We start from the raw sequence: 12,650 nt of genomic DNA, 5'->3' as shown, positions 1-12,650 counted from the left end.
AATAGTGATATTCGTCGATGCGACTATTGATCACCCCAAACAAACACCACACGGACTTTATTACCGCTGCCAAGGTATTCGACGCTGTGGCAAATCGATTGCAACAAGGTAATGCCCCGCCCTGAGTAACCCTGACCAGAGCCATTCCCGGCTAATAAGCCGTGGTAGTCAAAACCGTCACCGCTATCTTCAACTGTAACGCTCAGCCTGCCTCCGGTCATCGTGCCTTTGTAGTCCAGCGCCATAACCACCCAGCCCTGGTCTAGCTGCTGCAAGCGTTTTTCCCGCTCTTGGTAGTAGCCAGCAAAACCTTCTGGCGAGTTCTTTAGCTCAGACGCAAGCTTTAGCACGCCATGCTCTAAGGCATTGGTATACAACTCGGTCATCGCAGTATAAATCTGCCCACCAAAACTGCGTAAAAATGGCACATGCATCAGCACATGTAGCAACATCGGCAAAGGATCAAAATCCCGCAGCGTTTCAGGGCGCAACTCATACTGCAAAGACCAATCTTTTGGGCCCGCCTGCTGGCCGCCAATAAACTGCGGCTGGTCAACGTTAAAGTCTTCTGGCGCTACAATCTCAACTTCGACTAAAGAAATATCATCGCCAACACTATCTTCAGAAATAAAGGAGTTCACCGCGATATTCACTTCGTGAAAGAGTTTCTCTGGCTCCTGATTGCGACTAAACACCTCATGCAAACGCTGCTCACCAAACATTTCATCCCGTTCATTGGCCGCCTCATGGATACCATCGGACCACAGATATAAACGGTCGCCAGGTTCAACCTCATAGGTTTCTACCGCATCACTAAAGTCGACATTGGCTTTGATACCCAGCGGCACATGCCGAGAGACCAGGCGCAACAACTCCTGGGTACGTGGACGGTAGATCACACAGTCAGGCAAGCCACCATTCCAGGTTCTTACGGTGCGGTTTTTAAAATCGATTTCGGCCACCAGCGCACAGCAAAAAACACCGACCGGTAAAATCTCATGCAGCTTAAGATTAATTTCACGCAAAATATTCTGCATGGAAAAACCTTTTTCCAACATACTGTAAAAGGATTGCGCCAAAGGCATGGCACCGATGGCCGCATCCAAACCGTGGCCGGTAAAATCCCCTAACAACACCATTAAGTCGCCAGCAGGGTTGACCCCAGCCAGAGCGACATCGCCATTAAACACGGCAATAGGCGATAGTGCATATTGGATATTGCTGGCATCCAGACAGCCGGCATGGGCAACTTTGTCGAAGACCCGCTTGGCCACCTCCTGCTCACGCAACAGGCGATTATTGTGCGCGTAGATTTCGTCCCGCTGATGTGCCAGTGTATGGTGCATCTCTCGCATGCGCTCAAAGGCATTGATCTTGGCTTTTAAAATAACGCTGTTATAGGGCTTGCTAAGAAAGTCATCACCGCCGGCATCGAGGCAACGAGCCAGTGAATCGGCTTCCTGTAATGAGGTTAAAAAGATCAGCGGGATAAATTCTTCACCCGCCAGTTGCTTGATTATTTCTGCCGCCTCAAAGCCATCCATACGGGGCATTAAGGCATCAAGTAAGACAATCCCCGGCCACTCTTGCTTAAAGACGTCTATCGCCTCAATACCGTCACTGGCTACCACAACGTCATGGCCCTGTTTTTTTAGGATCGTTTGCAGTACGAGACGGTCGGTATCGCTATCATCCGCAATAAGGATTTTGGCTTTTGCCAGCGGCGGGGCTTCTTCGGCAGGCATGACAGGCGTTTTCATAGTAAGTCAGTGTCAGGGGACACTGGCTGTGCCTAACTAATTTTAAACAACTGTTCAAAATTGGAGATAGACAGGATTTTCTTCACATCGTCATTGCAGTTAGCAATACTGATATTGGAGTTATCACCACCGGCGTAGTCGCGCAACAATAGCAACATCCCCAACGCTGAGCTATCCAGATAGGACGTGGCCTTCATATCAATGATATAGCTGGCGGGCTTATTGCTCACCACTTCATAAGAGCGGCGAAATTCCTGATGGGAACTAAAGTCAAAACGCCCTTCGATATTAATTGTCAGTTCACTGGCATCAGCAGAAGATGATGAAGAGATGGCCATGGTGTATCTCCGTGTAAGCGCTGGAAGCCTTGCCAGCAAGTATTGGACGTCGGAGCCTACATCAGGCACCCTTTTTGTTTGTTTTTAGAATAGACCATAGATTTAAAAATACATAATGTAATCAATAAATTATGGCGATAAGGTGAATTATTTCCAACGGCGTGGGGTTTTACTCTGCCGGAGGGACGGGGCGGCGGTCGTCCTGCTCGCGCTGCAGTTTATTATCGGCCTCCTGCTCTTCTTGTTGACGCTTGTTCTGCACCAACTTATCCATATTCTGCTGCCGGGAATATTGCTGCTGCCAAAGCGCCCTGGCCTGCTCCTGCTGCTGTGAGGCCAGTTCAACCCGCTCACGCTGGGTATTGCCCGCCGCTTCCAGATTGCCATAGAAACGCTGGTAGTTAGCCAGCCTGGCTGCACTCATACCCTGTTCAGCGACGGTTTTAAACTGCTCACTATACTCGCTCCGGTAAACGGTCAACTGCTGTTCTTGCTGCTGCTGGGTAGCGACTTCTCGCATACTCTGCGCCAGCTTTTCTGCGGCAGCCTGTTCTTTTAATTGCGCCAGTTTAAGGACGGTTTGTAAACGCTGGGAGGGCTTCTGTTTCATGCTAGCCACCTATCACCGGCCAATCGCCAAATCGCGACCCTGCTGACTAGCGGGGTCTGCCTGCATCGTTTTGGGGGGCGCCAATACGGTCTGTAGCTCTGCCACACTGGCCGCCATCGTAAATGACTCCCTTAAACCCTGCTGTAAGAAGTTTCTAATCGAGGGCAGCCGCTCAATCGCCAAATCGGTTTCAGGATCACTGCCGGCCACATAGGCACCCACGCTAATTAAGTCGCGACTCTGTTGATAGCGTGAATACAAATAACGAAGACGCTGGGCGGACTGTAAATGCTCAGGGCTAATAATATTGGGCATGGCCCGGCTAATAGAGCCTTCGATATCAATCGCCGGGTAATGCCCCTCATCAGCCAGAGCACGGGATAACACCACATGGCCATCCAGTATCGCCCTTGCCGCATCCGCTACCGGGTCTTGCAGGTCATCACCTTCAGTCAGCACGGTATAAAAGGCGGTGACCGAGCCTTTACCATCAACGTCATTACCGGCCCGCTCGACTAACTGGGGGATTTTGGCAAAGACCGAGGGCGGATAACCCTTGGTGGCCGGTGGCTCACCAATGGATAAAGCAATTTCCCGTTGCGCCTGAGCATAACGGGTGAGTGAATCCATTAGTAGCAATACATGTTTGCCTTGATCACGAAAGCTTTCCGCTAATCGCGTTGCCAGCATGGCGGCACGCATCCTCATCAAAGGCGCATCATCGGCCGGAGAAGCCACGACGACAGAGCGCGCCAAACCCTCTTCGTCTAACACCTGCTCAATAAATTCTTTAACTTCCCTGCCCCGCTCACCCACTAAACCGACAACAACAACATCCGCCTCGGTAAAGCGAGTCATCATACCCAGCAACACACTCTTACCCACGCCACTACCGGCAAATAAACCGAGGCGCTGGCCACGGCCAACGGTTAGTACAGAATTGATCGCGCGGATACCTACATCCAATACGGTGGAGATCGGCTTACGCTCCAAGGGATTGATTAAGTCGGCCTGCATATCAATGCTATCTTCACAGCCCAGCGCACCTTTGCCATCCAGCGGTCGACCCGCACCATCAATCACTCGGCCCAGTAACTGCATACCGACGGGTACACGATCTTCATAGGCCACAGGCACTACTGGCATACCGGGCTTTAAACCGGTCACCGGCTCAATCGGCATTAAAAACAATTTGCTCTCGGTAAAACCAACGACTTCTGCCTCGATCGAGCGCCCTTGCTCACCAAGCACCAGGCAGCGGCAACCAATAGCGAGTTCCAGACCGACGACTTCCAGCGTCATACCCACTACGCGAAGTAATTTGCCAGCAATAGAGGGCTGTGTAGGCAGGCCATCCTCTCCCGAATAATGGGCCAGGCGATCGCTAAAGGGTTGGCGTGAAGGCGCCATTAACTGGCGTCTTCCGGTGGTGTGGAGGCGGAGGCATTATGGTCAACCACCATCGCCTCGGCATGGGGTGATAATTGTGCAAAGCGCTTTTCAACCAGTGCGTTGACGGTCTGCTGGAACTGCTGTTCAAGGGTGTAATCAACCACACTGTGTTCGCTGGTTACACGGCAACCACCGGGCTTTAGAGTGCGGTCAATTTGCAGCGTCCATTGTTCGGGGATATCGGTCTCGCTGCCAAGAAACTGGTGGTCCTGCTCACTCAGGTGAACGGTTAGATTGGCAGCCGTGATCGGTAATAAGCGAATAGCATCCTGCACCACGGCACGAATATGTGAGGCATCGACCGTCAATTCCCGGCGCAATACGCTGCTGGCAATACAGGTGGCAACATTGACCAGTGCCTGCTCGACTTCATCATCCTGGCCTTGTAGATAACTAAAGATATTGGCTACGGCTGTATTGAGTTGCTGAGCCTGCTGCTTAATGGTTTGCGCCCCTTTATCAAGGCCCGCTTTAAAGCCGTCCTCTTGCCCTTGTTTAAGGCCATCCTGATAGGCTTGTTGCCGCACATCCTCATAGGCCTGGTTAGAGATTTCTTCTAACTGGGCGGCGGTTAATGAGCTATAGATAATTTCTTCTTTGTCGACATTGACCAGCTCACCGCGGGGGCCGCGATCTTTTAGCTTTTCAACTTTTACGATTTGCCCCTCTTTCACTTCTGGCATAGCCCAGGAAGAAAAAGTCGTGGTTTTATCGGCAGGAATTCGAGTCACACGGTGTTCCTTTTACAGCATTTCTTCGCCGCCACCGCCGAGAACAATCTCGCCAGCATCGGCCATACGACGAGCAATAATCAGAATTTCTTTTTGTGCCCCTTCTACTTCGCTCAGTTTGACCGGGCCTTTGGCCTCCAGATCATCACGCAGCAATTCAGCAGCACGTTTGGACATATTGCCAAATATTTTCTCTTTGAGCTCTTCGTCGGAGCCTTTGAGTGCAAGGATAAGCACCTCGGAAGAGACTTCGCGTAGCAGCGCCTGAATACCACGGTCGTCCACCGCCTTTAAGTTGTCGAAGACAAACATCAGGTCCTGAATAGTGGTACCCATATCTTCGTCGACTTCTTTGATTAACTCCATCAATTCCGCTTCGACACTGGTTTCCAGGTTATTCATAATCTCGGCGGCCACTTTGGTACCACCCATGGCTTTGGCTTGCGAACCGGCATTGCCAGAGAATTGTTTCTCAAGAATGGTATTAAGCTCTTGCAAGGCCGAGGGCTGGACGGCATCCAGAGAGGCCACTCGCATTACGATATCAAGGCGTACTTTATCGGGTAAATGGGTTAGTACTTCGGCGGATTGGTCTCCGTCGAGGTGGGCCATAACGATGGCTTGTATCTGTGGGTGTTCGTTGCGAATAATATCGGCGACGGAACGGGCATCCATCCATTTTAAGGTATCCAGGCCACTGGTATTACCGCCCAGTAAAATACGATCCACTAACGATCCGGCTTTATCTTCACCTAAAGCTTCCACCAGCATATTGCGAATATAACCGTCGGAGCCCATACCTAAACCAGTAATGGAGCGAGCCTCTTCCAAAAAGTTGGACATCACATGCTCAACATGTTCCTGCGGCACGTTTTCCAGCGCGGTCATGGCAGTACCAATACGCTGTACGTCTTTGGGGCCAAGATGCTTCAGCACTTCCGCCGCTTCTTTTTCGCCCATAGACATCATCAGGATGGCAGCCTGGTCCAGGGTACTTAAATTAATATTGGCGCTATCATTCACTGGCATTACTCACTGGCAACTACCCACTTCTTCACTACCTGAGCCACTCGACCGGGGTCTTCTGCGATCAAGCCTTTAACGGCATTCATTTGCTGTTCATAATTTTCATTGGGGCCGGCGAGTAATAAGCTGTCGCCCCCCGATAAGGTCACGGTTTCATCCACCAGGTCGGCACCTAAATCACCTGACAACTCACCCAAGGCGCGCTGTGCTTCCACTTCACGCAGGTCTTTGGCGGTGTCGGTCAGACCGCGCATCACCGGCCGCAGTACGCCGAAAAATAATAACATTACTACCAGGAAAGCACCCAGATATTTCACATAGCGAGCAATCGCAGGCTGCTCCCATAGGGGTAGCTCTTCCGCTGGCATTGGCTCGATTTCTTCCTTGGGTAAAAACGCTGAGTTAATAATATTAACGCTATCGCCCCGAGCCGGGTCAAAACCTACCGCATCTCTTACCAGTGTAGACAAACGGTCTAATTCCGCCTGCTCCATCGGGACCGAAGTCATTTCTCCGGTATCCGGGTCCGCTTTAGTCACATTATCGACCAGAACGGCGACGGATAAACGCTGTAAACGACCGACCTGATGACGGGTATGACTGATGGTTCGGTCCAACTCATAGTTACGCACTGATTGACGGCGGCTGGTACCGGCACTGGCCCCTGCGCCTTCGCCTTCAGCGGGCAAGGCTTCATCAGGCGCTTCTGCTTCCGCTGGCGGCTGGTTGCTTAATGCCCCCGGCACACCGCCAATAGTCCCACCGGCTCGGGCTTCTTCCACTGTTTGCTCACTGCGAATGGCGGGCAGGTCAGGGTTAAATAATTCATCGGTTTGTTCAATTTGAGTAAAGTCGACACTGGCTGACACTTCAGCACGGAAGTTATCTTCACCCAGCACTGGCTCCAGGATAGAACTAATGCGCTTAACGTAGTTGGCTTCCATCTGGCCGACATAGTCCAATTGTTTATTGGCCATGGCCATTTCCTGGTCGGCATCAAAATTCGATAGCAGATTGCCACGCTGGTCGACCACGGTCACATTTTGGACCGTCAGTTGCGGGATACTAAAAGCCACCATATTGGCAATGGCGCGGACCTGTTCGGTATTGATGCCATTGCCACTATAGATATCCAGAAAGACGGAGGCGGTAGGCTTACGGGGGTCGCGGATAAAGGCTGAGGCTTTGGGGATGGCCAGATGCACTCTGGCGGAGCGCACAGCCCGGATACTGGAAATGGTACGGGCCAATTCGCCCTCAAGTCCGCGCTTAAAACGGGCATTTTCCATAAACTGACTAGTGCCCAGAGGCTGCTCTTTATCGAGTAATTCAAAGCCAAAGCTGCCATCGGCAGAGATACCAGCACCCGCCAGTTTTAAGCGAGCATTATGAATTTGATTGGAGACCACCAACAAGGCACCCGATTGTTCATCCACCTTGTATTCAATTTGATTACTTTGCAGAACGTTAAGCACATCTTCGGGGTTCATTTTATCCAGATTGGTATACAGCGGCGCATAGTCCTCGCCGATGGACCACATCACCACCCAAAAACCAATAGCGATACTGACAGCCAGACCCACCATCAATAGCAACTGACGGAAAACCCCCAGGTTGCCCATACCATCCATTAAATCATTTTGGCGGGGAGATATTGAATCTCCTCCACTCTCAGCCGGTAATGCTGCCATTGCTACCCCTTACTTCAAAAGCATTGATGCCGCTTAGATCGGCATATTCATAACGTCCTGATAGGCTTCTACCAGCTTGTTACGCACCTGCGTTAAGGCCTGAAAAGACACACTGGCCTTTTGCGATGCCACCATCACCTGCGACAGGCTGACACCCGGGTCGCCCTGCTGATAGGCCGTGCCCAATGCGCTGGAGGTTTGCTGGGTTTCGTTCACCGCGTTAACGGCATTGGAAAACATCTCGGTAAAGTCCGGGCCGTAGCACTATTGGCTTTATTATCATTGCCAACCCGCAAGGCCGCTTCAATATCCGAACGCGCCTGCACCTCATTGGCACCACCGGCCTGCGCTTTCATATCACGCATTTGTGATAACAAGTTATTAATATCGGTTCGATTAGTGACCATCACTTCCCCCACACCCACTTCTCGCAGGCAATAATAAGATTCGCCCCCCAGTCAAACTAATGACACGCGCCTTTCACTTTCGCTAAGACTCGGGCTAATGCTGGCTGAATGTCGACGAACAATTGACAGAACGGCAAGCAAAGGCTGCTGCCTAGGGGAATTGCATATTTCGGGCCAACTTGCTGTAATGCGTCGATGAGCTTATCTGACAACCAACCACTCTCTATTGCCGATGCATTTAAGCTGGCAGCCCAACACCAGGCCCGGGGTCAATTGCAGGATGCGGAAATTCTGTTGCAGAAGATCTTGCAGCTTCACCCAACTCACGGGGCGGCCCTGCACTTATTGGGTTGTATTGCCCATCAAGTGCAAAAACTTGATATGGCGATTGGCTTAATTGAAAAATCTGTCGCCTCACAACCGGATACCGCCCTGTTCCACAGCAACCTTGCCGAAATGTACCGACAAGCAGGGCAAACGGAGAAGGCGATCAGCACAGGCCATCGCGCTATTGAATTAGACCCTCACTACGCCCCTGCCCTTAGCAACCTGGGGATTGCCTATTTTGACCAAGAGGATTATTCCAAGGCCAGCCATTACCAACAACAGGCACTGGCGATCAACGCCGGACTGCCGCAGGCACTCAACAATCTGGGGAGCATTGCCCGTCATCACAAAGAGATAGATGTGGCGATCGACTATTACCAACAGGCGGTAGCCAACGATGCTCACTATGCCGAAGCGCTGAATAATCTGGGGGCAGTATTAACCGAAAAAGACAGCCCGGAACAGGGGCTGCCACTGGTGTTAAAAGCGATAGAGCTGCAAGCGAATTACGCCGAAGCCTACCGCAATGCCGGTAGCAGCTATTTAATGCTGGAGGATTATCAGCAGGCGGAAATAGCGTTTAATCAGGCCCTGCACTTTAAACCCGGTTTTACCGAGGCCATGCTGGGGCTGGCCGCACTGAAGCAAGAAGCCAATCACTTTAACGCCGCTGAGGCGATCATTCAGCAAGTGATCGAACAGGATAAGCAGCTGGTTAACGCCCAGTCGCAGCTGGCTGGGCTGTATACGGTGATGGGCTTTCCCGATAAGGCCATGCAACACTATGAGCAGGCGCTATTACTAGAGCCAAAAGATATCGCCAGTCATATCGGTAAAAGCCACCTGCTCACGGAACTGGGCCAACTACAACTCGCTGAAGACTGCTTGCAGCAGGCTCTGCTATTGGACCCGGACTCTATTCCCTGCCGACTAAGTCTGGCGCAGTTAAAAAAGGTCAGGGCTGACGATAAGAACTTTGCCAAACTCAAACAAGCGGCCGAACAACAGGACCCACAGGCTAAAACCAAAGCCATTGCCCTGCATTTTGCGCTGGGTAAAAGCTACGGTGACTGTGAAGACTATCCACAAAGCTTTCAGCACTTTATCGAGGCCTGCCGCCTGAAACGAGAGAAGATCCACTATAGCAAAGCGGATAATACCCTTGCTGCGCTGAATATTATTACCACCTTCACTAAAGCTCGTGTGAACCAGTTTCGTGGCGGTGGTGACCCGTCGACCACGCCGATTTTTATTCTCGGCATGCCCCGCTCCGGCACCACACTGACCGAGCAAATTATTGCCAGCCATCCCCGTTGTTTTGGGGCTGGTGAATTACCCGATTTAAGTAATACCGTAGCTAACTACACGATCAGTGGCTCTAACGAAAGCTTTAAATACCCTGCCAATGTTGAGCAATTGCAGGCCGAGGACTTTCAGCAATTAGGCCAACGCTATGTAGCCTCATTGCGCAGCCGCAATAGCGATGCCGAATTGATCACGGACAAAATGCCAGCCAATTATTTTTATCTGGGTTTGATTCATCTGATGCTGCCCAATGCAAAAATTATTCATGTAAAACGCAGCCCGGTGGATACCTGTATTTCCGGTTTTTCCAAGCTATTTAAACAGGGCCAGAATCACAGCTATGACTTGGCCGAAATGGGCGCTTACTACCGCGACTATCATAATATTATGCAACACTGGCGCGAGGTATTACCCGACAATGCCTTTTACGAAATACAGTATGAGGATTTAGTCGCCAATACCGAAGCCGAGGCCAAAGCATTAATTCATTATTGCGGACTGGCATGGGACCCACAGTGCCTGGAATTTCATCACCATCAACGATCCGTTAAAACCGCCAGCGTGATACAGGTACGCCAGCCCATCTATACCTCGTCGCTGGAGCGCTGGCGTCGTTATGAAGATTTTTTGGAGCCGTTATTTGAGGCGCTGGGGGATTTGGCTCCAGAGCGGTAATCATGGTTAAAGATTACTTCAGTAACATTTCAAACTCATCCGCGGGTACTGGGCGGCTAAATAAATAGCCCTGCAATAAATCGCAACCCATATCCTGCAATTGATGCTGCTGCTCCTGGTATTCCACCCCTTCGGCGACCGAGGTTAAACCCAGCTCATTACAAATACTAAGAATACTGCGAACTATCGCCTGATCATTGCCCTCGGTGGTGCAGTGATCGATAAAGGACTTATCGATTTTTAAGACTTCGATAGGTAGTTTTTTCAGATAGGCCAGAGACGAATAGCCGGTACCAAAATCATCAATCGAAAAACTGATACCCAGTTCAGTAAGCTGTAACAAGACTTGGGTAATTCTTTCTGTATTTTCTACCAGCACATTTTCGGTGATTTCAAATTCAACCAGAGAAGCGGGAATATCATGCTTGGCCAATAGCACTTCCACCTGCTCAACAAAGCTTTTATCCAATAGCTGTTTTGGACTGATATTAATCGCCAGACCCATATCTTCTCGCCACTGGCCCGCACTATACCAGTATTTTAACTGGCTAAAAGCCTGATCCAACACCCAGTGACCCACTTGGGAAATCAGCGAAGAGCCTTCCAGCACTGGAATAAATTCAGCCGGAGAGACAAAACCAAAATCATTATTATTCCAGCGTAATAGCGCCTCAGCACCCATAATTTTATTGCTGTGCATATCCACTTTGGGCTGGTAAACCAATGACATTTCATTGTTGCTGACCGCACCACGTAAACTGTTTAACAATTGCAAATGACGGGAGGCCTGCTGACTCATTTCCTGCTCGAAGAAGGTATAGAGGTTACGTCCTTTCTCCTTGCTTTGATACAGGGCTAAATCCGCCTGTTTAAGCAATTCATCTTCACTGGCTGAGCTATCGTTAAATAGCGTAATGCCGATGCTACAGGTTAGCTGGTAATCCGTTTTATCCAGTACAAAGGGTTTTTGCAATAATAGCTGTAAGGAGCGAGCGACCTGAGCAGCCTGTAGCTGGGATTTTTCATAATCCAGGTCCAACTCTTCCAGCAACACCACAAATTCATCGCCACCAAAACGGGCCACGGTATCGTATTGGCGCAGGCGGTTTTGTAAACGTTCAGCAAACTGGCGCAATAATACATCGCCCATGGAATGCCCCATGGAGTCATTAATCGCTTTAAAATGATCAAAGTCGACAAAAAATACGGCGCTATAGGTTTTGTTACGGCTGGTTCGACTGATCTCCTGCTTTAGGCGATCGTGGAAATAATGCCGGTTGGGTAAATCGGTGACCGGGTCATAATAGGCCTGGTGGGTAATTAACTCATCACGCTCCAGTCGCTTGGTAATATCACGCACAAAGGAACTGTAACCGAGTAATTCACCATCGGGCAAACGCATAGTCGCGCTGGTCCATTCACAATAGATTTTATCACCGGAATGGGTGACATTTTTCAGGGTTCTGGATCTGGAACTATCCGCGTGATCGATTTTCAGAAAGTAATCACTATCGTCACCGGCTAATAAAGTGCTAAAGGACTCGCCCAGCATTTGCTCGGAGGTATAGCCAAAAATACTTTCTGCTGCGGGGTTCCAGCGGCTCACCTTTAGATCGATATCCCACTCAATAATACCCAGCGGGCTACGGTCAATATGCAGGTCCACCCGTTGATGAGCTTCGTTTAAGGCGGACTCCTTTTCATTCAGAATAAAGGACTTCTCTAAATTCTGTAACGCCGTTTCACTATTGCGGCGGCAGGTGGTCCACATAAAATACATATAGATATAGCACAGGCTAAATAGCAGCTCACTGTAATTGGATTCGATCATATACAGACGAACCGACATAGGCATCAGACAGGCAGCCAGAAAGAGAAAATACGCCAGTGGCGAAAACGCCAGCGTACTGGAAGCCCCAGAGCAGAGCCCGGCAATAGCGATAATCAATAGAAACTGGTGGGCAAGGGAATCATCAGGCATCAAGGCCATTAAGGCATAGCCCCAAATAACCGCTGAAAACAAAGTGATCAGGGTATGCAGGAACATCCAGACGGAATGGCTAAAGGCCTCTTCATCCCGACGAAAAATAGAGCTCAGGTAGTAGCGCACCAGAGAAATAACGGTGGCCACCATTAACCAGACAATTACTGTGGTTTTATCGGCGACATTCCATAGCGCAAAGCCATTCAGCAACACGAGCACATAGCTGCTGGTGATGGCAATGGTATAGAACTTGAAAACCGTTTGTAACTGCCCCCTTAATAGGCGAGGGTCTTGGGCTAACGGCATACTGAATCCAGGTTGTTAATACATTAATTCAACAAACT

The 12,650-nt window shown here is 50.2% G+C and carries 9 protein-coding genes and 1 pseudogene; 1 reads left to right on the top strand and 9 read right to left on the bottom strand.

Going from position 1 to position 12,650, the window contains the following annotated elements; translation table 11 throughout:
* Positions 1-23: 23 nt before the first annotated feature.
* The 8 genes and pseudogenes from BST96_RS15595 to fliE form a co-directional block, all read right to left on the bottom strand.
* Positions 24-1,760, bottom strand: coding sequence for an ATP-binding SpoIIE family protein phosphatase (locus BST96_RS15595; protein ID WP_085759593.1), 1,737 nt, complete (start codon positions 1,758-1,760; stop codon positions 24-26).
* A gap of 32 nt (positions 1,761-1,792) precedes the next feature.
* Positions 1,793-2,098 carry an STAS domain-containing protein gene (locus BST96_RS15590; RefSeq protein WP_085759592.1) on the bottom strand — a complete coding sequence of 102 codons (306 nt, stop codon included), beginning with the start codon at positions 2,096-2,098 and terminating at the stop codon, positions 1,793-1,795.
* 169 nt (positions 2,099-2,267) lie between these two features.
* Entirely contained in the window at positions 2,268-2,708 is a 441-nt protein-coding gene (gene fliJ, locus BST96_RS15585) for a flagellar export protein FliJ (protein ID WP_085759591.1), read from the bottom strand.
* A 12-nt stretch (positions 2,709-2,720) separates the two neighbouring features.
* On the bottom strand, positions 2,721-4,118 hold the full coding sequence (gene fliI, locus BST96_RS15580) for a flagellar protein export ATPase FliI (protein ID WP_085759590.1): 1,398 nt from the start codon (positions 4,116-4,118) through the stop codon (positions 2,721-2,723).
* On the bottom strand, positions 4,118-4,891 hold the full coding sequence (locus tag BST96_RS15575; RefSeq protein ID WP_085759589.1) for a flagellar assembly protein FliH: 774 nt from the start codon (positions 4,889-4,891) through the stop codon (positions 4,118-4,120). Before BST96_RS15575 ends, fliI begins: the two co-directional genes overlap by 1 nt.
* A gap of 12 nt (positions 4,892-4,903) precedes the next feature.
* Complete coding sequence (fliG, locus tag BST96_RS15570; protein WP_085759588.1) at positions 4,904-5,920, bottom strand: flagellar motor switch protein FliG; 1,017 nt, start codon at positions 5,918-5,920, stop codon at positions 4,904-4,906.
* The gene (gene fliF, locus BST96_RS15565) at positions 5,920-7,608 is read right to left on the bottom strand and encodes a flagellar basal-body MS-ring/collar protein FliF (RefSeq protein ID WP_085759587.1); all 1,689 of its coding nucleotides are present in this window, start codon (positions 7,606-7,608) and stop codon (positions 5,920-5,922) included. Before fliF ends, fliG begins: the two co-directional genes overlap by 1 nt.
* A 33-nt stretch (positions 7,609-7,641) precedes the next feature.
* Positions 7,642-8,015 (bottom strand): annotated as a pseudogene (fliE, locus tag BST96_RS21405) (flagellar hook-basal body complex protein FliE).
* A 195-nt stretch (positions 8,016-8,210) separates the two neighbouring features.
* Between fliE and BST96_RS15555 the strand changes: the two are divergent.
* Positions 8,211-10,322, top strand: a complete 2,112-nt coding sequence (locus BST96_RS15555) for a tetratricopeptide repeat-containing sulfotransferase family protein (RefSeq protein ID WP_085759585.1) — start codon at positions 8,211-8,213, stop codon at positions 10,320-10,322.
* Between the two features lie 13 nt (positions 10,323-10,335).
* On the opposite strand, the gene BST96_RS15550 is transcribed toward BST96_RS15555, so the two are convergent.
* Positions 10,336-12,612 carry a putative bifunctional diguanylate cyclase/phosphodiesterase gene (locus BST96_RS15550; RefSeq protein WP_085759584.1) on the bottom strand — a complete coding sequence of 759 codons (2,277 nt, stop codon included), beginning with the start codon at positions 12,610-12,612 and terminating at the stop codon, positions 10,336-10,338.
* Positions 12,613-12,650: the final 38 nt, after the last annotated feature.

Origin of the sequence: Oceanicoccus sagamiensis, assembly GCF_002117105.1 — a bacterium.
Lineage (GTDB): Bacteria > Pseudomonadota > Gammaproteobacteria > Pseudomonadales > Dasaniaceae > Oceanicoccus > Oceanicoccus sagamiensis.
This window is presented reverse-complemented; position numbering and strand designations above follow the sequence as displayed.